This window comes from Telluria sp. ZB4P36, from assembly GCF_059685865.1.
The window spans coordinates 30469-56755 of record NZ_JCASIE010000026.1; the positions used below are offsets into that span (position 1 = coordinate 30469).

The following is a 26287-nucleotide window of genomic DNA, read 5'->3' on the forward strand; positions in this document are numbered from 1 at the left end:
CGTTTTACTGGCGTCCAAGCACGCTGCCAACGCAGGCGGGCGTCGACATCGGCGTCACCGATCTTCTCGCGTGGATCCCCGACCAAACCAGTTTGTGAGGAATCGAACATGCTAAAAGGAAGCTGCTTGTGTGGCGATGTCGCCTACAGCACCACCGGCCCGGTCGAAAGCGCCAGCCACTGCTATTGCAGCATGTGCCAGAAACAGCACGGCGCAGCCTCCGGCACCTACGCCAATATCCCGCGTGCCAGCTTGCGCATCGAGCGCGGCGAGGCCCTCATCACCGAATATGCTTCTTCCGACCACGGCCGGCGCGCCTTCTGCGGGCGCTGCGGCTCGACGCTGTTCTGGCGCAGCGAGCACTCGCCCGAACGCATTGCAGTGACCCTCGGCACGCTCGACGCTCCCTATACCGATCCGGTCGAGATCGAATTGCACACCGACACCAAGCCGTCCTGGCTACCGGTCAAGAATCCGGCCTGAGCTGTCATGAACCGCCTTTGTCCTTGAAATAATATATCAACGGACATTTGCAAACTGTTACTGTTGGTATTTACAGTGCCGGGCGGTTTCGGGAGAGCAGTCATGGTTGAGCAAAACCTACTTGTGATCACATCAGGTTCAGCGACACTCGCCAGACTGCTTGCAACGCTGGCCGGGGCCGCATCCGACACCCTGGTTCTGCGTGTCGATGTCACGGCAAGCGTCCAGGCGGCGCAAGTGCATGGAGCGGCGCATGCTGTCCATGTGGTTCTGCTCGATCTGGACACGGCCGGCCCGGACGGCGTGGGCGAGCTGGCGCGTGCCATCCGGGCATTCGCACCGGTTCCGGTCCTCGTGTGGATGGCCAGCAAGCGATCCGGGCTGGAGCCCGAGTTGCTGGGGCAGGGTGCGGCGGCATGCCTGAACGATTCATCGACCGCGTCCGATCTGATCTTGCAGATCCTTGCGCTCGTGATCCGGCATGCCGCGTCACAGCATGCGCTTCAACAGCGGCAACAGCAAACGGCGATTTCGCTCGAGGCCATTGCGGACGGCGTCATCTGTACAAATTCCCGCGCCGAGATCACCTTCCTCAACTCCGCCGCCCGCCGCCTGTTGCACTACCCGTCCACTGAGCTCATCGGGCGCCAGATTGCCGGCCTCATGGCGTTCCAGGATGCAGAGAACCTGGAAGCGCTCGTGCATCCCGTGCATCAGGTCATCTCGACACTGCAAAGCGCGCGCGTCGCCCCGGGGACCGTGCTGGTCCGCCATGACGGCACGACGATACGCATCGAGGATTCCTGCTCGCCGATCATCGACGAATCCGGCGCACTGGTGGGGGCCGTGATGGTATTCCACGACACGACCGAAGCCTACGAGATGCAGGCCAAGGTCGACCATCTCGCATGGCACGACTTCCTGACCGGCTTGCCCAACCGTTTCGCGATTCAAAAACATCTTGACCAGGCCCTGGCCCATGCCGCGACCCATCGCCAGAACGTGCCGGTCCTGTACCTGGATCTGGACAAGTTCAAACTCGTGAATGACACGCTGGGGCATGATGCCGGCGATAAGTTGCTCGTTTCCGTTGCGGAACGCTTGCGCGGCTGCTTCAGGCTGATCGACCTGGTTGGCCGGCAGGGCGGCGACGAATTCGTCGTCGTGATGGCGCCAGGATCGAGTACGGAAGAGGCCATGCTGGCCGCGGCACGCATTGCCGACGCGCTCGCCTGGCCGCACCAGATCGGCGGTAAGGACGTTCGGATTGGCTGCAGTGCTGGCATTGCAAGCTATCCCGAACATGGCACGACTGTGGAAACGCTGCTCCAGCATGCGGATATTGCGCTGCAAAGTGTCAAGGGCGGCGGGAGAAACGGCTGGCGTGTTTTCACGCATGCCTTACATGCCGACACGCTGGAGCGTCAACGTATCGAAGAGCGACTGCGGCTTGCGCTCAACGCCGGCAGCTTCAATCTGTTCTATCAGCCGAAGATCAAGTTCCCCGACGGGAAGGTATGCGGGTGCGAAGCCTTGTTGCGGTGGCACGATGCGGACTGGGGATGGGTGGCACCGACAAAATTCATCCCCTGTGCGGAAGCGTCGGGCTTGATCAATGCCCTGGGAAGATGGGTGTTCGATGAAGCGCTCCGGCAAGCGCTGGCCTGGACCAGCGAGGGGGTGGACTTTGGCACCATCGCCATCAATGTATCGGCCGAGGAGTTGCGTCATCCTGGATTCGTCGACTACATCGGCGCGCAATTGCAGGCATCGGACATCGATCCAGCCGTGTTGCAGCTCGAACTGACGGAGTCGGTGCTCATGCACGATATCGGCCACGCGAGCAGATCGCTGCGACAACTCAAGGAACTGGGCCTGACGCTGGCGATCGACGATTTCGGGACCGGTTATTCCAGCTTGAGCTACCTGGCAGACTTCCCGGTGGATGTGCTCAAGATCGACCGGTCTTTTATTCACGGCATCAACCGGGCAGGTACGCGCCAGCAGGCACTCCTGCATGCCATCCTGACCCTTGCAAAGAGCCTGTCACTGGTCGTGGTCGCCGAAGGCATCGAAACTGCGGAAGAAGAGCATTTCCTGCTCCAGAGCGGGTGTGAGGTAGGCCAGGGTTACTACTACAGCCAACCCCTGGACCTGCCATCGTTCGAACGCTTCCTGTCTTCGGCGGGCGTGTACCAGCACTGAACGGGGTCACTGGCAGGGACGCAGCTGCACGCCGGCGAAATCGTCGGCAATGCCGGCGACGCGGCCGCGCTCGTCCGGCGTCAGGTCGCGGAACTGCCAGGCCGCGCGCGTGACCTGGGGGCCGCGCGGCAGCACGCGCACGCCGCGCACGCCCCGCTTTGCGAGCGCCGCCGCCAGGGTTTGCGCGGCAGCCTCGGTCTTGAACACGCCCAGCGACACCGCCCACTTGAGCGGCGAGTCCCCCTGCATCACGAAGAAGTTGTCGACGCCTTTTTCCTTCAGCTCGGCCACGCGCCGGTCGGCGCCTTCCTTGCCGCCGTTCGGGGGCAGGTAGACCAGGTGGCTGGTGATTTCCTGGAAGGGTAGCGTCGTGCGGGTCGCGCGCGCGCCCAGCGCGAGGCGCGCGATGCGGGTCTCGAAGCGGCGCGCGTCGGCCGCCGCGAAGGCGCCGGCCTGGGTGCAGGCGATGGTCTCGGGAGCCGGCGCCGCGGCGGGCGCGGCTTCCGTGGCAGGCGCGGAGACCGCGGCGGCGGCGCGCGCTTCGGCCGGGCTCAGGAGCACCATGCGCTCGGCGGCCAGCTGGTTCCTGAGGCGCTGCGGCTCGCGCTCGGCGCCGTCGAGCGTGCCGAGGTAGCCCTGCGCATACGTGAACATCAGGCCATTCAGTGCCAGCAGGGCCCAGAATATGAATTTCAACAAGTGCGCTCTCCGTTCAAGGGGCGGCCGCTGCGTGCAGGCCGACCAGCACGATGTTATCGACCACCCGGTGCGCAAACTTGAGGACCGGGGCGATATACGGCGCCGCGCCGCCCGACAGGATGCAGGCGCCGGCGCCATGCGCCGCGCAGGCGCGCTCGATGGCGCCGGCCTGGGCCGACAGCACGCCGGAGACGATGGCGTCGTCGGTGTTGTCGCCGAAGACCGGCGGCGGGGCTGCTCCGGGCGTCACTTGCGGCAGCTGGGCGGTATTGCGGGCCAGCGAGCCGGCCATCAGGGCCAGGCCGGGCAGGATCATGCCGCCGATGAAGCGCCCGTCGGCGCTGACGGCATCCACCGTGGTGGCGGTGCCGCAGGTGGCCACGATGAGGTCCTGGCCGGGCGCCAGCGCGCGTGCGCCGATGGCGGCGGCGAAGCGGTCGCAGCCCAGTTGGCCCGGGTTGCGGTAGCCGTTGCGCAGTCCGGCGCGCTCGGCGCTGGAGGCGAACCATTCGACCGCGATCCCGGCGGGCAGTAGCTGCGCGATCTGTTCGCGCACGGCGGCGCCGGCGACGTTCGAGATCAGGGCGCGCGTCACGCCGCTCCGGCGCCACAGGTCGGCCGCGCCTTCGAGTCCGGCGTGCGACACCGCATCGGCCAGGGTCCAGGCGCCCAGCGCCGCACCCGGCGCGGCGAGTGCCCACTTGATGCGGGTATTGCCCGCGTCGATCAGCAGCAGCATGCTTACTCCTTGATCCTGAGCGACACGTCGCCCGCCAGCACCGTGCTGCGCCCGTCCGCCGTGTCGAGCAGCAGCCGGCCGGCGTCGTCGACGCCGGCGGCCAGGCCCTCTTGCAGCACCTGTCCGTTGTCGAGGATGACGACGGTCTGGCCCTGCCATGCGTGGCGCAGGTTCCAGCGCGCGCTGAAGGCGCCGAAGCCCTGGCGCGCGAACAGGCGCAGCGCCTCGGCCAGGGCGTCGAGCAGGGCAGCCATCAGCACATCGCGCTCCATGCGCGCCAGCCAGGGCGCGCCGGCGGCGCTGCGGCCGAGCAGGGCTTCCACTTCGTCCGGCATGATGAGGTTGAAGCCGATGCCGATCACGGCCCAGGTGCCGCCATCCGGCGCCGACTGGGTCTCGATCAGGATCCCGGCCAGCTTGGCGCCGTCCTTCAGCACGTCGTTCGGCCACTTGAGCTGGACCTGCACGCCCAGCTGGGCCAGCGCGTCACCCAGCGCCACGCCGACCGCGAGCGGCAGGCCGCTCAGCACTTGCGGGCCGCCGTCGAATTTCCAGGCCAGCGAGAACGTGAGAGAGTTGTCGCTGGACGAGAGCCAGCTGCGTCCCGCGCGGCCGCGGCCGGCGGTCTGGTGCTCGGCCACCAGCAGCACCGGTTCGCTCAGCCGAGCTGCGCGCGCCAGCAGGTCGGCATTGGTCGAGCCGGTTTCAGGCACGACTTCCACGGCCACGCCGGCACGCGACAGGGAAGCGATGCGTTCCGCCTTCATGCTTCCCCCTGGCGCTGCTTGGTGGGCGCGCGCGCGAACACGGGATCGAACAGGGCGTTCGGCAGCAGGCGCAGCAGCTTGGCCACGGCGCCCATCTGCCAGGGCAGGACGCGGTAGCCGGCGCCGCGCGCGACGACATTGGCTGCCAGCGCGGCAAAGCGCTCGGCGGGCATCAGGAAAGGCATGGGGAAACGGTTGTTGCGGGTCATGGGTGTGTCGATGTAGCCGGGGGCGATGGTCACCACCCTGATGTTCGTTGCGCGCAGTTCCAGGCGCAGCGATTCGCAGTAGCTGTGCACCGCGGCCTTGGAGGCGCAGTAGGCGCCGGCGCCGCGCATGCCGCGGATGCCGGCCACGCTGCCGATGCCGACCAGGCGGCACGGTCCCGGCTGGGCTTTCATGGCCGCGATGAAGGGTGCGAAGGTGGCCACGGTGGCGTTCACGTTGGTGGCGAACACGGCATCGAATACCGCCAGGTCGGCGGGACGCTCGGTGAGGGTGCCGTGCGAGATGCCGGCGCTGGCGATGACGATGTCGGCGCCGCCGTTGGCCGCGATGAAGTCGGCGGCCGCGGCGGCCACGGCCTCGCGGTCGGTGACGTCCGCCGCATAGATGCGGTGGCGTTCGGGGTGGGGCAGGCTGGCGGCGAGGTCTTCCAGCAAGGGGCGGCGCCGCGCCAGCAGGCCGAGGGAGGCGCCGCGCGCCGCATATTCGCGCGCCAGCGCCGCGCCGATGCCGCTCGAGGCGCCGGTGATGAACACCCGGTCCGCGCGGCCCGGCACAAGGGTCATTTCTTGTCTGCTTTCGCCCGTGCGACCAGCCCGTCCATCACCTGCAGGGTCGCCTGCAGCGCCTCGTTGCCGCTGATGTCGTTGGCCTCGTTGAGCATGCCCGGCGAGGTCAGGAAGCGGCCGTCGATCGCGATCATCGGCCAGTGGGTGATGCGGTAGGACTCCATCATCGCCTGCGCGCGGCGCAGCTTGGCCTGCACGCCGAAGGAGCGGTAGGTGTCGATGAATTTCGCGCGGTCGATGCCGGCGCGGCTGGCCCAGTCGAACACCTGTTCGTCCTGGGCGAAGGTCTGGCGCTCGACGTGCATGGCGTTGAAGACCTTGCCGTGGAACTGATCGAGCAGGCCGAGCGACTCGAGCGTGAAGAACAGGCGCTGCTGGGCCTGGACTTGCGGCCCGCGCGGCACGTGCACGCGGCGGAACACGATATTGTCGCCCTGTTTCCTGACCCACTCGGCCAGCTGCGGCTCGAAGGCGTAGCAGTGCGGGCAGTAATAGGCGAAGAACTCCAGCACCTCGACCTTGCGTCCGCTGTCGGTCGGCTGCGCTTCCGGCAAGGCCTGGTATTCCGCGCCTTCTTTCGGAGCAGCCGGGGAGGCTGCGGCAATGCCGGAAGCGGCGAACAGTGCGGCGGAGACGATCAGGCGGCGAAGCTGGTTCATGCGGTTCCTCGATGGTCGGACGGCTTAACGCTGGTTGCGGACGATGGCGACGTCGATGCCGCTGTCGAGCAGCTTGGCGCGCGCCTTGTTCATGGCTTCCGGACCGCTGTAGGGGCCGACGCGCACGCGGTGCAGCACGCCGCTGTCGGTCGTGCGGTCGCTGATCGCGGCTTCGAAGCCGAGCAGGGCCAGCTTGGCGCGGGTGTTTTCCGCATCGGACATCTCGCGGAAAGCGCCGGCCTGCAGGTAGTAGATGTAGCCGTCGCCGCCGGCGGCCGGGGCCGCGGCGGCCGGTGCCGGCGCTGCCGTATTCGCCGGTGCCGCTGCCGGTGCTGCGGCCGGCGCGGCAGGCGCCGCACCCTGCATGCCGGCGATGGCCTGGCCCAGCGGATCGGCTTCGGCGGCCGCCGGCGCCGGTGCCGGCGCCGGGCGGTTGGCGCGTTCGGCGATCTCGCGGTTCGCTTCGCGCGCGGCGTCGCGGTTGCCGTACAGCGGCTTGTTCGGATCGCTCGCCTGGCTCGGCTCGAGATCGGCCGGGCGGCCCATCTTGTTCGAGCGGTCGGTAAACGGCGACTGGCCCTTGGTGATCACGAGCGCGACCGCCACCGCGATCCCCAGGCCGATGATCAGGCCGATGATGATGCCGGTCAGGGTGCTGCCGCGCTGGCGCAGCGGGGAGAAGGAACGGATGGCGGTCATGTTGCGATTACGATTGGGTTTCGGTTGAGGATTCAGCCACTGAGCGTTCCATCTTGGCCGGCGCCGAGACGCCGATCAGGGCCAGGCCGTTGCGAAGCACCTGGCGGGTAGCCGTGGCCAGGGCCAGGCGCGCCAGCTTCAGCGGCTCGTTGTCGTCGAGCAGCCACTTGTGCGCGAAGTAGTAGCTGTGCAGTTCGCCGGCCAGTTCGCGCAGGTAGAAGGCGACGTGGTGCGGGCTCAGCTCGAGCTTGGCGCGCTCCAGCATTTCCGGGTAGGTGGCCAGCTTGGCCAGCAGGCTGGCTTCGTGCGGCGCGTCGAGCAGGGACAGGTCTGCATTGACCAGCTGCGCTCCATCTCCGCCCCAGTTGGCCAGCGCCGAGCAGATACGGGCGTGGGCGTACTGCACGTAGTACACCGGGTTCTCGTCCGAGGTCTTGAGGGCGACGTCGACGTCGAACACGAATTCGGTGTCGGCCTTGCGCGAGATGAGGAAGAAGCGCACCGCGTCGCGGCCGCGGGTCACGTCGCCGTTGCCCGACCATTCGATCAGGTCGCGCACGGTGACGTAGGAACCGGCGCGCTTGGAGATCTTGACCTCCTCGCCGTTCTTCATGACGGTGACCATCTTGTGCAGCACGTAGTCGGGATAGCCCTGCGGGATGCCGATGTTCACCGCCTGCAGGCCGGCGCGCACGCGCGCGATGGTGCCGTGGTGGTCGCTGCCCTGCACGTTGATGGCCTGGTCGAAACCGCGGCGGAATTTCTGGATGTGGTAGGCCACGTCCGGCACGAAATAGGTGTAGGTGCCGTCGGACTTGCGCATCACGCGGTCCTTGTCGTCGCCGTAGTCGGTGGTCTTGAGCCACAGCGCGCCTTCGTGTTCGTAGGTGACGCCGGCGTCGACCAGGGCCTGCACGGCCGCTTCCACCTTGCCGTCCGCGTACAGCGAGGACTCGAGGTAGTAGTTGTCGAACTTGACGCCGAAGGCTTGCAGGTCCTGGTCCTGCTCGTTGCGCAGGTAGGCCACGGCGAAGCGGCGGATCGATTCGATGTCCTCGACGTCGCCCGAGGCGGTGGCCGGCTCGCCATCGCTGGCCGAGACGGTTTTCTTCGCCAGGAAGTCGGCGGCGATGTCGGCGATGTAGTCGCCGTTGTAGGCCGACTCGGGCCACTGCAGATCGCCCGGCCGGAAGCCCTTGGCGCGCGCCTGTACCGAGGTGGCCAGGGTGGCGATCTGGACGCCGGCGTCGTTGTAGTAGAACTCGCGGGTCACCTCGTGGCCCTGCGATTCGAACAGCGAGGAGAGGGCGTCGCCCAGCGCGGCCTGGCGGCCGTGGCCGACGTGCAGCGGACCGGTCGGGTTGGCCGACACGAATTCGATGATGGCGTGGTGGCCCTCGCCGGAAGCGCCGCGCCCGAAGGCTTCGCCTTGTTCCAGCACGGTCTTGACGACCGATTGCTTGGCGCCGGCGGCCACGCGCAGGTTGATGAAGCCGGGGCCGGCCACGTCGGCCGACTCGACCAGGCCGGCGGCGCCGGGCCCGGCCAGCAGGGCGGCGACCAGGCGGGTGGCCAGTTCGCGCGGATTGGTCTTGAGCGGCTTGGCCAGCTGCATGGCGATGTTGCAGGCGATGTCGCCGTGGCTCGGGTCGCGCGGGCGCTCCAGCACGACGTTGGGGATGAGGTCGGTGCCGGCGACGATCGGCGCGAGGGCGGCCTGGAACAGGGCAACGATCTGTTGTTTTTGTTGGGCGAGCATGGGGATGTCGATCTGATAAAAATGGCGGGCCTGTGGACAGGCAAACAGCAGCCATTATACTGGTTTGGCGCACCGCGCAATATGTTCAGCTCGGCAAGTTGTGGCACTTGCTCAGTGTTCAACTTAAGCGGCACCAAAGCCTATGCCGTTACAATGAAGGCCATTTTTCACTGTACCGACCCTGCCATGACCGACAAGCGCCCGACGCTCACCCTGAAACCCAAAGCCAAGCCGGCGCGTTCCACGTCGCCGCAGGGCAGGGAGCGGCCCCAGGGCGGCGGCCAGGCAGCCGCGGCCAAACCGTCCTACCGGCCGTCGGCCGAACGGGAAACGATGCGCGAACCCGCGCGCGTGCCGGTACGCGAACCCGCGCGCCTGCGCCCGAGCCATGACGTGAAGGTGGCGCCGCAGCGCGACTACCGTCCCGACCTGAAGGCCGATTCGCTGGCCCTGGCCCTGGTGGGGGCGGCCAATGCCGTGGCGCGCGTGCGCGCAGGCAGCGCGCTGCCGCAAGCCCTGGCGGGGGTATTTACGGCCTATGACGTGACGCCGCAGGCGCGCGGTGCGATCCAGGACATCGCCTACCGCAGCATGCGCCAGCTGGGCCGCAGCGAAACCCTGCTGGGCCTGATGACCAGCAAGGCGCCGGAGCCGCCGATGCTGGCCGGCCTGTTGATTGCGGCGCTGGCCCTGCTCGATCCGCCCGAGGGCACGCATCCGCCTTACGAAGCCTTCACCGTGGTGGACCAGGCCGTGAACGCGGCCGCCAGCCACCCCGACTTCGCCCATGCCAAGTCCATGGTGAACGCCGTGCTGCGCCGCTTCCTGCGCGAGCGCGAGGCCCTGGTGGCGGAAGCCCTGAGGCAGCCGCTGGCGCGCTGGAACTACCCGCAATGGTGGATCGACAGTACCCGCGCGGCCTATCCGTCCGACTGGGAAGCCATCCTCGCGGCCGGCAACGTGCATCCGCCGCTGACCCTGCGCGTGAACCGCCGCCGTCTGGACGTCGACAGCTACATGAACAGCCTGCGCGATGCCGGCATCGAGGCGACCCAGGTGGGCCCCACCGCGGTGCGCCTGGCGCAGGCCGTCAACGTCAGCCAGATTCCGGGTTTCCACGAGGGAGTGGTGTCGGTGCAGGACGCCGGCGCCCAGCTGGCGGCGCCGCTGCTCGACCTGGCCGACGGCATGCGCGTGCTGGATGCCTGCGCGGCGCCCGGCGGCAAGAGCGGCCACATCCTCGAGGCGGCCGACGTCGACCTGACCTCGGTCGATGCCGATCCGCAGCGCCTGGCGCGTGTCCGCGACAACCTGGGCCGGCTGGGACTGGAGGCGAAGCTGATCACGGCCGAGGCCCAGGACAGCGGCTGGTGGGACGGCCGTCCCTTCGACCGCATCCTGGCCGACGTGCCCTGCACGGCCTCCGGCATCGTGCGCCGCCACCCGGACATTCGCTGGCTGCGCCGCAAGTCGGACACGCTCCAACTTGCAACACTTTCCGCCAAAATACTCGACAACCTTTGGCAGATGCTGCTGCCCAATGGTAAATTGTTGTTTGTGACATGTTCGCTCTGGCCCCAGGAATCGGAGGCGCAGGCTGCCGCGTTTGCGGCGCGCCACGACGCCATCCGCCTCGACGCGCCGGGCCAGCTGCTGCCAGCCAGCGGTGCCGGGCAGGATCATGACGGCTTGTTCTACGCGCTGTTCCAGAAGAAGGCAGCGTAGTGATCCACCCGACTTCGGCTTCAACTCGGCTTTAACCATTTAGGCTCCGGCGCACCCGTGACGTTACGATTTCTTTGCCTCCTCGCTTGCCAGCTGCTGCTGGTCTTCGCGTGTTCGCAGGCACGGGCGGCCGAGGTCATCGATATCACCAAGGTCGAAATCCAGACCAGCGAAGACGGCTATCGCCTGAATACCGCCTTCGCCTTCGACCTGAACCACGAGCTGCAGGACGCGGTCCAGCACGGCATCAAGCTGCACTTCACCACCGAGATCGAAATGACGCGCCCGCGCTGGTGGTGGCGCGACGAGAAGGCCGTGTTCTCCAAGCGCACCATCGGCATCTCCTACGACATGCTGACGCGCCAGTACATCGTCACCATCGGCGGCAGCGTGCCGCAGCCCTTCACGACCCTCGACGACGCCCTGTCGCTGATCCGGCGTCCCGCGCGCTGGCTGATCGCGCCCAAGGGGGCGCTCAAGCAGGGCGAGGTCTACAACGTGTCGGTGCGCATGTTCATGGACCGCGACTTCCTGTCCAAGCCCCTGCAGGTCAACGCCATCAATGATTCGAGCTGGCGCCTGAGCTCGAGCCGGAAGAACTTCACTTACCGTGCGGAGTAAGCCGGATGCGGGCTAAATCGTTCAACCAGGCGCTGCGCTACGCGCTGGTGGTGGGCGGCGCCATCGTCTCGATCCTGCTGTTCCTGCTCGCCTCGGCGTCCGACAACTCGGGCTTCTTCGACCGCTACTACACCTGGCTGCTGGGCGTGAACGCGGGCATGGCCGCGCTCCTGCTGATCCTCGTGATCGTGGCGCTGGCGCGCCTGTATTCGCGCTACAAGGCCGGCAAGTTCGGCTCGCGCCTGGTGGCGCGGCTGGTCCTGCTGTTCGCCGGCATCGGCATCCTGCCGGGGCTGGTCGTCTTCATGGTGTCGGTGCGCTTCGTCTCGCACTCGATCGATTCCTGGTTCGACGTCAAGATCGAGGCCGCGATCGAATCCGGCCTGAACCTGGGCCGTGCCGCCCTCGACGAAGCGGTGGCCGAACTGGGCGCCACCGGCCAGACCGCTGCCGCCACCCTGGCCGGCCAGGATGCGGTGATGGTGCAGGGCGTGCTGAGCGGCCTGGTGAACGACATCAGCGGCCTGCAGAGCGCCATGCTGATGACCGCCGACGGCACCTTGCTGGCCTCGAGTTCGCAGGACCGCAACGCCAACCTGGAGCTGGACAAGCCGACCCCCGACATGCTCAAGTCGGCCGCCCTGCCGGGCGGCTATGCGCGCCCCGAAGGGACCATCAACCGCGAGGTCACCGCGCAGAACGGCCAGAACGGCGAGAGCGGCCTGGATGCGGCCACCGGCCTGCGCCTGCGGGTGCTGCTGGCGGTGCCGGAGGCGGCCGGGGTGGAGCCGCGCTACCTGCAGCTGCTGCAGTCGGTGCCGGTCAACCTGGCCTCGAATGCGGTGGTGCTGGGCAGCGCCTCCGAGGAATACCGCTCGCGCTCGCTGCAACGCACCGGCCTGCGCAAGATGTACATCGAGACGCTGACCCTGACCCTGCTGCTGGCGATCTTCGGGGCGATCGGCAGCGCCTTCCTCATGGCCGGCAACCTGGCGCAGCCCCTGCTGGTGCTGGCCGAGGGCACGCAGGCGGTGGCCGAAGGCGACCTGTCGCCGCGTCCGACCGTCGAGACCAACGACGAACTGGGCACCCTGACGCGCTCGTTCAATGCGATGACCGGCCAGCTGTTCGAGGCGCGCAGCGCGGTCGAGCGCAACCGCATGGCGCTGCAGAACGCCAAGGCCCACCTGGAGTCGGTGCTGGCGAATATGTCGGCGGGCGTGATCGTGCTCGATGCCGAAGGACGGGTGGTGAACTCGAACGATGCCGCCTACCGCATCCTGCAGGTGGAGCCGGGCGCGCTGGCCGGCCCGCTGGCCAGCATCGCCGGCCTGGAGACCTTCTATAACTGCATCACGCGCGCGATCTCGGCCCAGAGCGCCCAGAGCGCGGCCAGCGCCGACCGGCGCCGGCGCGCCCACTGGCAGCAGCAGATCGAGATCCCGCGCCGCGGCAGTGGCGACGAGCACGACCACGACATCACGCTGCTGGCGCGCGGCTCGCGCCTGCCGGTCGGCACCGGCAGCGGCTTCATCGTGGTGTTCGACGATATCTCGGACGTGATCTCGGCCCAGCGTTCGGTGGCCTGGGGCGAAGTGGCGCGCCGCCTGGCGCACGAGATCAAGAACCCGCTGACCCCGATCCAGCTGTCGGCCGAGCGCCTGCAGATGAAGCTGGAATCGAGCCTGCCGCCCCATGAAGCCGAACTGCTCAAGAAAAGCACGACCACCATCGTCAACCAGGTCGACGCCATGAAGCGCATGGTGGACGACTTCCGCGACTATGCGCGCACGCCGCCGGCGGTGCTGGAACCGCTCGACCTGAACGGCCTGATCAACGAGATCCTGCAGCTTTACCTGGCCGAGGACGGCTCGGACGTGATCCATGCCGCGCTGGCGCCGGATCTGCCGCAGGTGATGGGCGACGCCACCCAGCTGCGCCAGGTGATCCACAACCTGGTGCAGAATGCCCAGGACGCGCTGGTCGACCGCGGCCCCGATGCCCCGGTGCCGCGGGTGGACGTCACCACCGAAGCCATCCACTACGAGGGCGCGGACGGCGCCGCCGGCACCGCGGTGCGGCTGGCGATCACCGACAACGGCCCCGGCTTCTCGCCGCGCATCCTGGCGCGCGCCTTCGAGCCCTATGTCACGTCGAAGGCGCGCGGCACCGGCCTCGGCCTGCCGATGGTGAAAAAGATCATCGACGAACACGGTGGCCGGATCGATATCGGCAACCGGGCGGACGGATGTGGCGCGTCGGTATTCATTTTGCTGTTAAAGTTAGCCCCTGAGGCGAACTTGTCCGAAATATAAAAGAGGGCATAAAATCGCACCGGGTCGTAGCAAATGCACGGGTAAGAGATCAGGAAGGTTAATAAGATGGCGAACATACTCGTAGTTGACGATGAAATGGGCATCCGGGAATTACTCTCGGAAATCCTGGGCGACGAAGGCCACGCCATCACGCTGGCGGAAAATGCGCAGCAGGCGCGCGAGGCGCGTGCCGCCGGCGCCCCCGACCTGGTGCTGCTCGATATCTGGATGCCGGATACCGACGGCGTCACCCTGCTCAAGGAGTGGCAGCGCGACGGCCTGCTCACCATGCCGGTCATCATGATGTCCGGCCACGCCACCATCGATACCGCCGTCGAAGCGACCCGCATCGGCGCCCTGAATTTCCTCGAAAAGCCGATCGCCCTGCAGAAACTGCTGAAGGCCGTGCAGCAGGGCCTGACGCGTGCGCAGGAAGTGGCGCGCGCGCCGCTGGTTCCGCCGCGTCCGCTCGCCGCGGCACCCGCTCCCATGCCCGACGGCGCCGCCGGCCCGGCCACCGCCGCAGCCACCCCGATGTTTTCCCAGCCGGTGCCGCAGATGGCCAACGGCTCGCGCATGGTGCATGCGATCTCGCAGGGCGAGGGCACCGGCTATACGCTGTCCTTCGACCTGCCGCTGCGCGAAGCGCGCGACGCCTTCGAACGCATGTACTTCGAACACCACCTGGGCCGCGAAGGCGGCAGCATGACGCGCGTGGCCGAGAAGACCGGCCTCGAACGTACCCACCTGTACCGCAAGCTCAAGCAGCTGGGCGTCGAGCCGGGCAAGCTCGCCAAGAAGGGCGTCTGATTGCCCGGCTTGCGCGCCGGCGTCGCGACCACCCTGGTCGCCGGCGCCTCGGCGGCCCTGCGCGAGGCGGCCATCGCCTCGCTGCTCGAGACTGCACCGTCCTCTCCCGACGGCTTCAGCGCCGTCATCCTCGAAGGGCTGGCTTCAGGCAGCACACCTATCCCCGACTCCTCTTCTGTCAGACTTGTCCGACTCGCACCCGGGTGTGTGTGCTGCACCGGGAACCTGGTTTTGCGTGTAACATTAAATCGACTGTTGCGCCAAGGGCCGGAACGCCTGTTCATCGGTTTGGCGAGCAGTGAACACCTTGATCAGTTGCGATCGTGGCTGCAAGAAGCGCCATACGATCAGCTGTTGGCACTGAACCCGACCGTACACGCCTGACATCTCTGCTTACATTGCGCGTACTTGAAATCGGTCCAGCGAGCCCCACCTCTTAACCGAAGTGATCAGCTAACCGCTTGCCGCCACGCGGTTGGTCTGCACAATTACTCTGATCGAGAGAAGGAGTCATCATGAACATGATCTACAACAGCGAACAGTACAGCGTCGTCGAATTTGGCGTGGATCGCGACCTCGAAGCCCTGCGCTTCGGCGGATACGAGATCGTCGACAAAGCCGGCCGGCGTGAAGCGTTCATCGGCGGCAAACTGGCTCAATCTTTCCGACGCGATGTGAACAACCTCATCGCAAGCGAGCCGACCATGGAAGAAATCGACGACTTCCTGGGTTCCTACGACACCCTGATGAGTCAGCCAGTCGTGCTGCACTAAGCATCAGGAAAGAGCCGCTGCCTGTTTCGAGGGGGCAGTGGCGCTAACGGCACCTCTGGCGTGGTAAGCTGCGCGCATGTGCCAGCTCCTCGGAATGAACTGCAACGTCCCCACGGACATCGTCTTCTCCTTCACCGGTTTCGCCCACCGCGGCGGCCGCACCGACACCCACCACGACGGCTGGGGCATCGCTTTCTTCGAAGGCAAGGGAGTCCGCCACTTCGTCGACCACCAAGCCGCCATCGCCTCGCCGATCGCCGAACTGATCAAGCGCTACCCGATCAAGTCCACCAACGTCATCGCCCATATCCGCAAGGCCACGCAAGGCCAGGTCGCGCTCGAGAACTGCCATCCCTTCGTGCGCGAACTGTGGGGCCGCTACTGGGTGTTCGCCCACAACGGCGACCTGAAGGATTTTTCGCCCACGCTGCACGGCCCCTTCCGCCCGGTCGGCAACACCGACAGCGAACTGGCCTTCTGCTGGCTGATGCAGGAATTGCGCAATACCTTCGGCGACACCGCGCCCGCCTTGCCGGACCTGCGCACGGCACTCGAGCGCCTGGTGCCGCAGATTGCCGCGCACGGTACCTTCAACATGATGCTGTCGGACGGGACGGCGCTGTTCACGCACTGCTCGACCAAGCTGTGCTACATCGTGCGCCAGTATCCCTTCGCCGCCGCCTGCCTGGCGGACGAAGACCTGTCGGTCGACTTTTCGCAGGTGACGACGCCGAAGGACCGGGTCGCCATCATCGTCACCGAGCCGCTGACCAACAACGAAACCTGGACCCAGTTCGCGCCCGGGGAACTGAAGTTGTTCGTGGACGGCCTGCCGCAATGAGGACGAAGGCTTATCGTTCCGCTAATAAATTAGTGTTAATACACCACACGATCTGACGAATACGGTAAAGTACCCAGGTTCGCGAGCCCACCAGACGACATGACCGATACCGCCAGCCCTGACCAGGCCTCCCAGCCCCTAAAACTGCGCAATTTCTACCTCGGGCGCCAGCCGGTGCTCGACCGCAACCAGGCGCTGTTCGGCTACGAACTGCTGTTCCGCGGCAGCGCCCAGGGGGCGGCGCAGATCGATTCCGGCCTGTCGGCCAGCGCCAGCGTGATCCACCATGCCTCGCAGCTGGGCCTGCCGCGTGCGATCGGCGATGCGACCGCCTTCCTGAACGTCGACACCGACGTGCTCATGAGCGATATGTTCGCCTTCCTGCCGCGCGAACGCACGGTGCTGGAGATCGTGCGTTCGGTCGAGCCCACCGATGCGGTGGTCCAGCGCATGACCGAACTGTCGACCCATGGCTTCCGCTTCGCGGCCGAGGCCTCGGCCCACGGCGCCAGCCTGGCGCGCCTGCTGCCGGTGATCGACTACGTCAAGATGGACCTGCGCGAGCTGCCGGTGGTGACCCTGCTGTCGCTGGCGCCGCGCCTGCGCGGCACCGGCAAGCGCCTGGTCGCCGAGAAGGTCGAGACCCACAACGAATACCGCACCTGCCTGGACATCGGCTTCGATTACTTCCAGGGCTATTACTTTGCCAAGCCGACGGTGATCGCCGGCCGCAAGCTGTCGCCCTCGCAGGCGGCGGTGATGGACCTGATGAACCTGGTGAGCTCGGATGCCGACAACATCGAAATCGAGCGCGCCGTGAAGAAGGACGTCACGCTCGGCCTGAACCTGCTGCGCCTGGTGAACACGCCGGCGGCCGGGGCAGGGCGGCGCATCGAATCGGTCAGCCAGGCCCTGATGCTGCTGGGCCGCCGCCAGCTGCAGCGCTGGCTGCAGATCATGCTGTACGCCGAGCCTGGCGTGCGCGGCCACAACCTGAGCCCGCTCCTGATGCTGGCCACCACCCGCGCGCGCCTGATGGAATTGCTGGCCCAGCGCCTGCGCCCGAGCCAGCGCAACGTGGCGGACATCGCCTTCACGGTGGGCATGATGTCGCTGATGGATACGTTGTTCTGCATTCCGATGCAGGACATCGTGGAACAGATTCCCGTGATCGACGAAGTGCGCCACGCCCTGCTGGTGCGCAAGGGCTTCTTCGGCGAGCTGCTGAGCCTGGCCGAATCGATTGAGCGCATGGACGACGCGCAGGATGAGGTGCTGCCTGCGCTGCACGAGCTGTCGATGGACGGCGACGACCTGGCCGAGCTCGAGGTATCGGCGTTCGAGTGGAGCGACAAGGTCGTTCGCTACGCGATTTGATTCGCGCTTCGGTAAGCTTGGAATTGCCATTACCGTAGCGCGAGGTGGAAGTTTGGCTTACAGGTTCGGCGCGAGGTAGCGTTCCAGTTCGGCCCTGTCCATGCCGCGGCGGCGCGCCATGTCCTCGACCTGGTCGTCGCCGATCTTGCCGACCACGAAGTACTTCGAGTCGGGGTGGGCGAAGTAGAAACCCGACACCGCGGCGCCCGGGTACATCGCGAAGGATTCGGTCAGCTCCATGCCGATGTCGTGGGCCTGCAGGGTGCGGAACAGCTCGGCTTTCACCGTGTGCTCCGGGCAGGCCGGATAGCCCGGCGCGGGGCGGATGCCCTGGTAGCTTTCCGCGATCAGCGCTTCGTTCGACAGGTCCTCGCCGCTCGCATAGCCCCACAGGTCGGTACGCACGCGCTCGTGCAGGTACTCGGCGAAGGCTTCGGCCAGGCGGTCGGCCAGGGCCTTCAGCATGATCGACGAGTAGTCGTCGAGCGCCGCTTCGAAGCGCTGCTCGTGCTTTTCGATTCCCAGGCCGGCAGTCACGGCGAACATGCCGATGTAGTCGGCCACGCCCGAATCCTTGGGCGCCACGAAGTCGGCCAGGCACTGGTTCGGGCGCTGTTCGCCGTCGACCACCGGCTTGACGCCCTGCTGGCGCAGGCCGTACCAGGTGAAGGCGACTTCCTTGCGCGATTCGTCGGTATAGATCTCGATGTCGTCGTCGTTGACCGAGTTCGCCGGCAGCAGGGCGATCGCGCCGTTGGCGGTGAGCCAGCGGCCTTCGATGATCTTCTTCAGCATCGCCTGGGCTTCCTCGAACACCTTGGACGCGGCTTCGCCCACCACCTCGTCGGTAAGGATGGCCGGGTAGGGGCCGGCCAGGTCCCAGGTCTGGAAGAAGGGGCCCCAGTCGATGAAGCGCGCCAGCTCGCCCAGCTCGACGTTCTTGAACACGCGGCGGCCGATGAACTTCGGCTTCACCGGGGCGTATTTCAGGCGCGCCTTGTTGCCGCGGGCCTGTTCGAGCGTGAGCATCGGCAGCGCCTTCTTGTTGGCGTGCTGCACGCGGATGCGCTCGTAGTCCTGGGCCAGCTCGATGATGTAGGCGTCGCGCGTCTCGTCGGTCAGCAGCGACTGGCCGACGGATACCGAACGCGAGGCGTCCGGCACGTAGACCACCGGGCCTTCGTAGTGCGGCGCAATCTTGACGGCGGTGTGGGCGCGGCTGGTGGTGGCGCCGCCGATCAGCAGCGGGATCTTCTTCTCGCGGAAGTAAGGGTCGCGCTGCATCTCGCGTGCCACGTGGGCCATCTCTTCCAGCGACGGCGTGATCAGGCCCGACAGGCCGACCATGTCGGCGTTTTCTTCCTTGGCCTTGGCCAGGATGTCCGAGCAGGGGACCATCACGCCCATGTTCACGATCTCGAAGTTATTGCACTGCAGGACCACCGAGACGATGTTCTTGCCGATGTCGTGGACGTCGCCCTTGACGGTCGCGATGACCATCTTGCCCTTCGGCTTGGCGACGATGCCGGTGCGGCGCTCTTCTTCCGCCTTCTCTTCTTCGATGAAGGGGATCAGGTGCGCCACGGCCTGCTTCATCACGCGCGCCGATTTCACCACCTGCGGCAGGAACATCTTGCCCTGTCCGAACAGGTCGCCGACGATGTTCATGCCATCCATCAGCGGGCCTTCGATCACGTGGATCGGACGGCCGCCGGAGTTCAGCACCTGCTGGCGCATCTCTTCGGTGTCCTCGACGATCCACTGGGTGATGCCGTGCACCAGCGCGTGCGCCAGGCGCTTCTCGACCTTTGCCTCGCGCCACTCGAGGTTCTGTTCCTGCTTGCCGCCGCCGGCCTTCAGGGTGCCGGCGAATTCGATCATGCGCTCGGTGGCGTCCTCGCGGCGGTTCAGCACCACGTCCTCGACGCGCTCGCGCAGCTCCGGCGACAGGTCGTCGTAGACGCCGACCATGCCGGCGTTGACGATGCCCATGGTCAGGCCGGCCTTGATTGCGTGGTACAGGAAGACGGTGTGGATCGCCTCGCGCGCCGGGTCGTTGCCGCGGAAGCTGAACGAGACGTTCGACACGCCGCCCGAGACCTTCGCGTGCGGCAGGTTCTTGCGGATCCAGGCCGTGGCTTCGATGAAGTCCACGGCGTAGTTGTTGTGCTCTTCGATGCCGGTGGCGATCGCGAAGATGTTCGGGTCGAAGATGATGTCTTCCGGCGGGAAGCCGACCTTCTCGACCAGCACCTTGTAGGCGCGGCCGCAGATCTCGGTCTTGCGCGCGAAGGTGTCGGCCTGGCCCTGCTCGTCGAAGGCCATCACGATGACGGCGGCGCCATAACGGCGGCACAGCGTGGCCTGGCGGATGAATTCTTCTTCGCCTTCCTTCATCGAGATCGAATTGACGATGGCCTTGCCCTGCACGCACTTCAGGCCGGCTTCGATCACGCTCCATTTGGAGGAGTCGATCATGATCGGCACGCGCGAGATGTCCGGTTCGGACGCGATCAGGTTCAGGAAGCGCGTCATCGCGGCCACGGAATCGAGCATGGCCTCGTCCATGTTGATGTCGATGACCTGGGCGCCGTTCTCGACCTGCTGGCGCGCCACCGACAGCGCCTCGTCGAACTGCTCGTTCAGGATCATGCGCGCGAAGGCCTTGGAGCCGGTGACGTTGGTGCGCTCGCCGACGTTGACGAACAGCGAGCTGTCGTCGATGGTGAAGGGCTCCAGGCCCGACAGGCGCATCGCGACCGGGATGGCCGGCACCTGGCGCGGCGTGCGGCCTTCGAGGATCTTCGCAATGGCGGCGATGTGCTCGGGCGTGGTGCCGCAGCAGCCGCCGGCGATGTTGACGAAGCCGGCGTCGGCGAACTCGCGCAGCAGGGCCGAGGTATCGGCCGGCAGCTCGTCGAAGCCGGTGTCGCTCATCGGGTTGGGCAGGCCGGCGTTCGGGTAGATGCAGACGAAGGTATCGGCGATCTGCGACAGCTCTTCGGCATAGGGGCGCATCAGCGCGGCGCCGAGGGCGCAGTTCAGGCCGATGGTCAGCGGCCTGGCGTGGCGTACCGAGTTCCAGAAGGCGGCGACGGTCTGGCCGGACAGGATGCGGCCCGAGGCGTCGGTCACGGTGCCCGAGATCATCAGGGGCAGGCGCGGGGTTTCCGGATGCTCGTCGAAGTACTGGTCGATCGCGAACAGCGCGGCCTTGCAGTTCAGGGTGTCGAAGATGGTCTCGACCAGCAACAGGTCGGACCCGCCGTCCACCAGGCCGCGCACCTGCTCGTGGTAGCTCGCCACCAGCTGGTCGAAGGTGATGTTGCGCGCGGCCGGGTCGTTGACGTCGGGCGAGATCGAGGCGGTCTTCGGCGTCGGGCCGAGGGCGCCGGCGACGAAACGCGGCTTCTCAAGCGTAGAGTATTTGTCGCAGGCGGCACGCGCGAGCTTCGCGGCTTGCACGTTCATCTCGTAGGCGAGATGCGCCATGTGGTAGTCGTCCTGGGCCACGCCGGTGGCGCCGAAGGTATTCGTCTCAATCAGGTCGGCGCCGGCGGCGAGGTAGCGCTCGTGGATTTCCTGGATGATGTGCGGCTGGGTCAGGGTCAGCAGCTCGTTGTTACCCTTGACGAAGAGCTCGCGCGCACCGGCGCCTTCCGGTGCGGCGAAATCCTTGAAACGCTCGCCGCGGTAGGCCGCTTCATCCAGCTTGTACTGCTGGATGATGGTGCCCATCGCACCGTCCAGGATCATGATGCGGCGCTTCAGGATGTCGCGCAGCTGGGAGTCGATCGGGGAGAGGGTGCAAAGTGGGGCGTTCATGTGGCGTCTTTCTGAATAAGCGGCTTGACAGGCCGTTACTGTTGGGCGGTCTACGATTATACGTCATGACGCCGCATCGCTCAGGCGAGGCCAAAAAGCCCGTTTTGTGTATGTATCTTTATGTATGGAAATCGCAAAATGTTACATGGTGTTACAAAACCCGGGGTATCCGCAATCTTTACGTTACATACACGGACGACAATTACCCCGTCGCCACAGTGTTGGCGAAGCTTTTAACGGGATGATTGCATGAACAAAGAATATGAGCCGGATTGGGATCAACCGGTGAACCGCATCGAAGAACCGGCTGTCGCCGCGAAGCCGCAAACGATCAACGGCGTGAAGCAGATCGTGACGATCCGCCTGGACGTGGACATGCTGGAATGGTTCAAGTCGGCTGGTCCGGGTTACCAGACCCGTATCAACCAGGTACTGCGTGAGTACATGGATGCGCAGCGTGCTGCGTCGCAAGATATGTGATGAAGTAATGTGTCGGGGCGCATGCCCCGATTTTCTTTTCTACGAAAAGATTTTTCCGGCCAGCGGGAAGCTTTTCAGGAACTCCGCAGCCGCCAGGCGCTTGCCGCCGGGCTTCTGGAGTTCGGTCATGCGCAGTGCGCCCTTGCCGCATGCGACCACGATGCCTTGCGCATCGGCCGCCAGCACCTGACCCGGCGCGCCACTGCCCGACACCAGTTCGGCATTCCAGACCTTGACGGTCACGCCCTCGACCAGCCCTTGCGCGCCCGGGAAGGGATTGAAGGCACGTACCCTGCGCCACAGCAGCTCGGCCGGCAGCGTGAAGTCCAGCTTCGCTTCTTCCTTGCTGATCTTGGCGGCATAGGTCACGCCCGCTTCCGGCTGCGGCACGGCCTCGAGCTGGCCGGCTTCCATCCTGCGCAGCGCGTCGACGATCATGCGGCCGCCCAGCGCGGCCAGCTTGTCGTGCAGGCTACCGGTGGTGTCGGTATCTCCGATCGCGATGCGTTCGATCAGCATCATCGGTCCGGTGTCGAGGCCTTCTTCCATGCCCATGATGGTCACGCCGGTTTCAAGGTCGCCCGCTTCGATGGCGCGGTGGATCGGCGCCGCCCCGCGCCAGCGCGGCAGCAGCGAACCGTGGATATTGATGCAGGGCTTGATGTCGAGCGTGCTGAGCGGCAGGATCAGGCCGTAGGCCGCCACCACCATCACGTCGTAATCCAGGGCCAGCAGGCGCGCATGGGCGGCGCGCGCTTCTTCCGCACGCTGCGGGTCCTTCGCATCCATGCGTAAAGAGAGCGGCTGGGCGACTTCCATGCCATGCGCGAGCGCATACTGCTTCACGGCGGAGGCCTGCAGCTGCATGCCGCGCCCGGCCGGACGGTCGGGCTGGGTCAGGACCAGGGGAATCCCGAAGCCGGCCTCGTGCAGGGCACGCAGGGCGACGGCGGCGAATTCCGGGGTGCCGGCAAAGACAACTTTCATCGGCGCGCGGCGCGCAGTGCGGCGTCGCGTTCCAGGCCGCGCTCTTCCTTCTGCAGCTTGGCCTTGATGCGGTTGCGCTTGAGCGGCGACAGGTATTCGACGAAGACCTTGCCCATCAGGTGGTCCATCTCGTGCTGGATGCACACGGCCAGCAGGCCGTCGGCCTCGACCTCGAATTCCTTGCCTTCGACGTCATAGGCCTTGCACTTGACGCGCGCCGGACGCTCGACGCCGTCGTAGACGCCGGGCACCGACAGGCAGCCTTCGTCGTAGACCTGCTTTTCTTCGCTGGCCCAGGTGATTTCCGGGTTGATGAAGACCATCAGCTGGTCGGTGGTTTCGCTGACGTCGATGACGAGCACGCGCTCGTGCACGTCGACCTGGGTGGCGGCCAGGCCGACGCCCGGTGCGTCGTACATGGTTTCGGCCATGTCCTTGACCAGTTGGCGCAGGCGCTCGGTGCCAAATTCGGTGACCGGCTTGGCGACCTTGTGCAGGCGCGGGTCAGGGTAGCGGAGGATCTTCAGTAAGGCCATGGTCGAATAGTAAAAGGGAGTATCAGTTCAATAAGGTTTGTGCGCGCGTACAGAAATGCAACACCTCTTCACTCAGGCAGGACGCGGTTTGTCTTGCTAGTTCAGGGATTTGTGTGCAGAATTTGATTCAGTACGGCAACCTTTTGTCCATCCGGTGTCAAAGCCGCAATCCATGTACGCAACAGCGGACGCAATGACGGACGTATGCAATGAAAAATTTTAGCACAGTCGTGACCCGCGCTGCTGCCGTGGCGCTGGTCGCGTGTGCCGTGGCGACCCCGGTCCAGGCTGCAAACTGCACGTTCCGCCCGAATGCGCCCGACCAGCACGTCGTGGTCAAGGGCGATACGCTCTGGGACATTTCCGGCACCTTCCTGCAGAACCCCTGGTGCTGGCCGCAGGTGTGGGGCATGAACCGCGACGAGATCCGCAACCCGCACTGGATCTACCCTGGCCAGATCATCTATTTCGACCGCGCGCGCGGCCGCCTGTCCCTGAACCGTCCGGGCGGCAGCGATGGCCGCGCCGACCCGCCGGTCACCAGGCTGTCGCCGCAGCTGCGCAGCGAATCGCTCGAGCGCGACGCCATCCAGGCGATCCCGGCCGGCATGATCGAACCCTACCTGACCCAGCCGCTGGTGGTCGAGGCGGACGAGCTGGCGCGGGCGCCGCGCATCGTCGCCTCGCAGGAAGGCCGCGTTTATCTCGGCACCGGCGACCGTGTCTATGTCAAGGGCGAGCTGCAGGGTGGCAAGACCTTCCAGGTATTCCGTCCGAGCTGCGCGCTGAAGGACCCGCAGACCGGCAAGGTATTGGCGCACGAGGCCGCCTACCTGGGGAGCGTCACCCTCGACCGCGCGGCGGCGCCGGGCGTCGATGCGCACAGCTTCCGCGTCAGCGAGACGCGCCAGGAGATGGGCGTGGGCGACCTGCTGATCCCGATGCCGCCTTCGCCGGTGCGCAACTACATGCCGCATGCCCCGGCCCAGGCCGTCGATGGCCGCGTGATGTCGATCTATGCGGGCGTGACTTATGCCGGCCAGAGCCAGGTCGTCACCGTCAACCGCGGTTCTGTTGACGGACTCGATGTCGGCACCGTGCTGCAGCTCTATCATCTCGGGAGGACGGTGCCGGACCCGGCCAATAAAGGCGTGCTCGGCTTCGGCAGAAAGACGATCAAGCTGCCCGACGAGCAATATGGCAGCCTGTTCATTTTCCGTGTGTTCAAGAACGTCTCGTACGGCTTGATCATGCAAGTGACGGCGCCGGTGGAAGTCGGCGACGTGGCCCGCTCACCGGAGTAAACCCTACCGTGCAGGACACGGCCCCCTCATCTCCCGCATCCAGCCATCCGGACACCCGTGCCGTCGCCGACTGGATCCGGCTGGAGGGGACGGCCGGGGTGGGGTGCCGGACTGCCCGGCTGCTGCTGGACGCCTTCGGCTCACCCGCGGCGATCTTCCGCGCAGGGTATGCGGCCCTGGCCGGCCACCTGCCGGCCGCGCAGGCCGCCGCGCTGTGCGCCCCCATCGCGCCCGCGCTCGCGCGCCAGGTCGACACCACGCTGGCCTGGCTGTCCCAGCCGAACCACCATCTCCTCACGCTGCAGGACGCCGACTATCCGCTGTCCTTGCGGCATATTCCTGATCCGCCATTGCTGCTCTATGTAAACGGGCAGCGCGCCCTCCTGTCCTCGCCCATGATCGCCGTGGTCGGCAGCCGCAATGCGAGTACCCAGGGCAGGGCCAATGCGGAGAACTTCGCCGAGGCCCTGTCGCGGGCGGGCCTGTGCGTGGTGTCGGGCATGGCGCTCGGCATCGACACCGCCGCCCACGAAGGTGCGCTGCGCGGCCCGGGCGCGACCGTCGCCGTCATCGGCACCGGCCCGGACCGTGTCTATCCGGCACGCAACCGCGCGCTCGCACACCGCATCGCCGAAGGGGGCTGCATCGTCAGCGAATACGCACTCGGCACCCCTCCCGTCGCCAGCAATTTCCCGCGCCGCAACCGTATCATCAGCGGCATGGCGGCCGGCGTGCTCGTGGTCGAGGCGGCGGCGCAGTCCGGCTCCCTGATCACGGCGCAAATGGCGGCCGAGCAGGGGCGCGAAGTGTTCGCCCTGCCGGGATCGATCCACTCGGCATTGGCCAAGGGTTGCCACCAATTGATCCGCGAGGGTGCGCACCTGGTCGAGACCGTGGACGAGGTGCTCGATGCGATGCGGGTATCGCCGCTGGCGCGCATGGCCGCAGTGTCATGCCGTGCCGACCAGGCCGGCTTGCTGGAGGCGCTGGGGCACGATCCGGTGGCGCCGGATGCGCTGCTGGGCCGCCTTGGCGTCGACGCGGGAGCGCTGGCCGGCGAACTGCTGGCGCTCGAGCTGGCGGGAATGCTCGAACGCTTGCCCGATGGGCGCGTGCAACGCGTGGTCGGGGCAGAGTAAGGCGCTCTAATTTCCAGAAGTATGCGCGTTCTCTTTCATGCATCAAGCATGAGGCAATGCCTGAAAGAGTATTCTTCTTGAGATATTTTTGTGAAATGTTTGGCCTGATTTTTGTTAAATATCGACAAAACTGAATGAACCGATAAGGCCGCGAAACAACGTTTTCCGGGGTGGGCGCGCGGGTGTGCGTGCCGCACTTGTGCCTCGGCGAGCTTAGCTGCTACAGTAGCGCCACTATGTTCGACATCCTGGTCTACCTCTACGAGACGTACTATCGTCCTGACGCCTGCCCCGAGCCGGCGGCCCTGGCACGCAAGCTGTCCGCCGTCGGTTTCGATGACATCGAAATTTCCGAGGCGCTGGACTGGCTGTCCGGGCTGACCGAAGCGGCAGTTTCCGACGCAATCGATGCATGCACCGGCATCCGCTACTATGTGGACGAGGAATACATCGAACTGGGCAGCGCCGCCATCGGCTTCATCCAGTTCCTCGAGAGCGCCAAGGTGCTCAGTCCGACGCAGCGCGAAATCGTCATCGAACGCGCGCTGGCCTGCGACGAGTCGCCGGTGGCACTGGGCAAGCTCAAGATCATCGTGCTGATGGTCTTGTGGAGCCAGGGCAAGGAGCCCGATGCGCTCATGTTCGACGACCTCTTCGGCGACGACGACGACCAGGAACCGCGCCTGCTGCACTGAACACACTTTACACCGACATATCGACGGGGCCGCAAGGCCCCGTTTGCATTTCTGC

Annotated in this window: 24 protein-coding genes; 14 read left to right on the forward strand and 10 right to left on the reverse strand. The window is 66.1% G+C overall.

Going from position 1 to position 26287, the window contains the following annotated elements; genetic code table 11:
• The first annotated feature begins 108 nt into the window (after positions 1-108).
• Together AC56LK_RS23045 and AC56LK_RS23050 are read left to right on the forward strand one after the other, a co-directional pair.
• Positions 109-483: a GFA family protein gene (locus AC56LK_RS23045; protein WP_497186793.1), complete on the forward strand. Its 375-nt coding sequence runs from the start codon at positions 109-111 to the stop codon at positions 481-483.
• A 102-nt stretch (positions 484-585) separates the two neighbouring features.
• Complete coding sequence (locus AC56LK_RS23050) at positions 586-2688, forward strand: putative bifunctional diguanylate cyclase/phosphodiesterase (protein WP_497186794.1); 2103 nt, start codon at positions 586-588, stop codon at positions 2686-2688.
• A gap of 6 nt (positions 2689-2694) precedes the next feature.
• Here the strand turns inward: AC56LK_RS23050 and AC56LK_RS23055 are convergent, their stop codons facing one another.
• Genes AC56LK_RS23055 through argS form a run of 7 tightly spaced genes read right to left on the reverse strand, consistent with a single transcriptional unit; the run spans position 2695 to position 8804 of the window.
• Positions 2695-3387, reverse strand: coding sequence for an SPOR domain-containing protein (locus AC56LK_RS23055; RefSeq protein WP_497186795.1), 693 nt, complete (start codon positions 3385-3387; stop codon positions 2695-2697).
• Positions 3388-3400: 13 nt separating this feature from the next.
• Complete coding sequence (locus AC56LK_RS23060) at positions 3401-4126, reverse strand: type III pantothenate kinase (protein WP_497186796.1); 726 nt, start codon at positions 4124-4126, stop codon at positions 3401-3403.
• Positions 4127-4128: 2 nt separating this feature from the next.
• The gene (locus tag AC56LK_RS23065; protein ID WP_497186797.1) at positions 4129-4893 is read right to left on the reverse strand and encodes a biotin--[acetyl-CoA-carboxylase] ligase; all 765 of its coding nucleotides are present in this window, start codon (positions 4891-4893) and stop codon (positions 4129-4131) included.
• Positions 4890-5684: an SDR family oxidoreductase gene (locus tag AC56LK_RS23070; RefSeq protein WP_497186798.1), complete on the reverse strand. Its 795-nt coding sequence runs from the start codon at positions 5682-5684 to the stop codon at positions 4890-4892. The genes AC56LK_RS23065 and AC56LK_RS23070 overlap by 4 nt, the downstream gene beginning before the upstream one ends.
• Complete coding sequence (locus AC56LK_RS23075) at positions 5681-6346, reverse strand: thiol:disulfide interchange protein DsbA/DsbL (protein WP_497186799.1); 666 nt, start codon at positions 6344-6346, stop codon at positions 5681-5683. Before AC56LK_RS23075 ends, AC56LK_RS23070 begins: the two co-directional genes overlap by 4 nt.
• A gap of 24 nt (positions 6347-6370) precedes the next feature.
• The gene (locus tag AC56LK_RS23080) at positions 6371-7045 is read right to left on the reverse strand and encodes an SPOR domain-containing protein (RefSeq protein WP_497186800.1); all 675 of its coding nucleotides are present in this window, start codon (positions 7043-7045) and stop codon (positions 6371-6373) included.
• 7 nt (positions 7046-7052) lie between these two features.
• On the reverse strand, positions 7053-8804 hold the full coding sequence (argS, locus tag AC56LK_RS23085; RefSeq protein WP_497186801.1) for an arginine--tRNA ligase: 1752 nt from the start codon (positions 8802-8804) through the stop codon (positions 7053-7055).
• A 333-nt stretch (positions 8805-9137) separates the two neighbouring features.
• Here argS and rsmB point away from each other — a divergent pair, with 333 nt between their 5' ends.
• The 8 genes from rsmB (at position 9138) to AC56LK_RS23125 (ending at position 17266) form a co-directional block, all read left to right on the forward strand.
• Positions 9138-10529, forward strand: coding sequence for a 16S rRNA (cytosine(967)-C(5))-methyltransferase RsmB (gene rsmB, locus AC56LK_RS23090; RefSeq protein ID WP_497186821.1), 1392 nt, complete (start codon positions 9138-9140; stop codon positions 10527-10529).
• Positions 10530-10586: 57 nt separating this feature from the next.
• Entirely contained in the window at positions 10587-11150 is a 564-nt protein-coding gene (locus AC56LK_RS23095) for a DUF4390 domain-containing protein (protein ID WP_436107571.1), read from the forward strand.
• Between the two features lie 5 nt (positions 11151-11155).
• Positions 11156-13465 (forward strand): sensor histidine kinase, encoded by a 2310-nt coding sequence (locus tag AC56LK_RS23100; protein WP_497186802.1) that lies wholly within the window; start codon positions 11156-11158, stop codon positions 13463-13465.
• Between the two features lie 66 nt (positions 13466-13531).
• A complete protein-coding gene (locus AC56LK_RS23105; RefSeq protein WP_497186803.1) occupies positions 13532-14275 on the forward strand; it encodes a response regulator in 744 nt (247 codons plus the stop codon).
• Between the two features lie 9 nt (positions 14276-14284).
• Positions 14285-14659, forward strand: coding sequence for a GTPase (locus tag AC56LK_RS23110; protein ID WP_497186804.1), 375 nt, complete (start codon positions 14285-14287; stop codon positions 14657-14659).
• A gap of 131 nt (positions 14660-14790) precedes the next feature.
• Positions 14791-15048, forward strand: coding sequence for a BTH_I0359 family protein (locus AC56LK_RS23115; protein ID WP_027865841.1), 258 nt, complete (start codon positions 14791-14793; stop codon positions 15046-15048).
• A gap of 76 nt (positions 15049-15124) precedes the next feature.
• Entirely contained in the window at positions 15125-15889 is a 765-nt protein-coding gene (locus AC56LK_RS23120; RefSeq protein ID WP_497186805.1) for a class II glutamine amidotransferase, read from the forward strand.
• 99 nt (positions 15890-15988) lie between these two features.
• Positions 15989-17266 carry an EAL and HDOD domain-containing protein gene (locus AC56LK_RS23125; protein ID WP_497186806.1) on the forward strand — a complete coding sequence of 426 codons (1278 nt, stop codon included), beginning with the start codon at positions 15989-15991 and terminating at the stop codon, positions 17264-17266.
• Between the two features lie 57 nt (positions 17267-17323).
• On the opposite strand, the gene metH is transcribed toward AC56LK_RS23125, so the two are convergent.
• On the reverse strand, positions 17324-21091 hold the full coding sequence (metH, locus tag AC56LK_RS23130) for a methionine synthase (protein WP_497186807.1): 3768 nt from the start codon (positions 21089-21091) through the stop codon (positions 17324-17326).
• A 249-nt stretch (positions 21092-21340) separates the two neighbouring features.
• On the opposite strand from metH, the gene AC56LK_RS23135 reads away from it, so the two are divergent.
• A complete protein-coding gene (locus AC56LK_RS23135; RefSeq protein WP_497186808.1) occupies positions 21341-21571 on the forward strand; it encodes a BrnA antitoxin family protein in 231 nt (76 codons plus the stop codon).
• A gap of 39 nt (positions 21572-21610) precedes the next feature.
• Here AC56LK_RS23135 and fmt read toward each other — a convergent pair whose 3' ends face one another.
• Entirely contained in the window at positions 21611-22558 is a 948-nt protein-coding gene (gene fmt, locus AC56LK_RS23140) for a methionyl-tRNA formyltransferase (protein ID WP_497186809.1), read from the reverse strand.
• The gene (gene def / locus AC56LK_RS23145) at positions 22555-23094 is read right to left on the reverse strand and encodes a peptide deformylase (RefSeq protein WP_497186810.1); all 540 of its coding nucleotides are present in this window, start codon (positions 23092-23094) and stop codon (positions 22555-22557) included. The genes fmt and def overlap by 4 nt, the downstream gene beginning before the upstream one ends.
• A gap of 209 nt (positions 23095-23303) precedes the next feature.
• Here def and AC56LK_RS23150 point away from each other — a divergent pair, with 209 nt between their 5' ends.
• From AC56LK_RS23150 to AC56LK_RS23160, 3 genes are all read left to right on the forward strand, one after another.
• Positions 23304-24398 (forward strand): LysM peptidoglycan-binding domain-containing protein, encoded by a 1095-nt coding sequence (locus AC56LK_RS23150; protein ID WP_497186811.1) that lies wholly within the window; start codon positions 23304-23306, stop codon positions 24396-24398.
• Between the two features lie 8 nt (positions 24399-24406).
• Complete coding sequence (dprA, locus tag AC56LK_RS23155; protein ID WP_497186812.1) at positions 24407-25537, forward strand: DNA-processing protein DprA; 1131 nt, start codon at positions 24407-24409, stop codon at positions 25535-25537.
• Between the two features lie 236 nt (positions 25538-25773).
• Positions 25774-26232 carry a Smg family protein gene (locus AC56LK_RS23160; RefSeq protein WP_436107559.1) on the forward strand — a complete coding sequence of 153 codons (459 nt, stop codon included), beginning with the start codon at positions 25774-25776 and terminating at the stop codon, positions 26230-26232.
• Positions 26233-26287 lie beyond the last annotated feature (55 nt).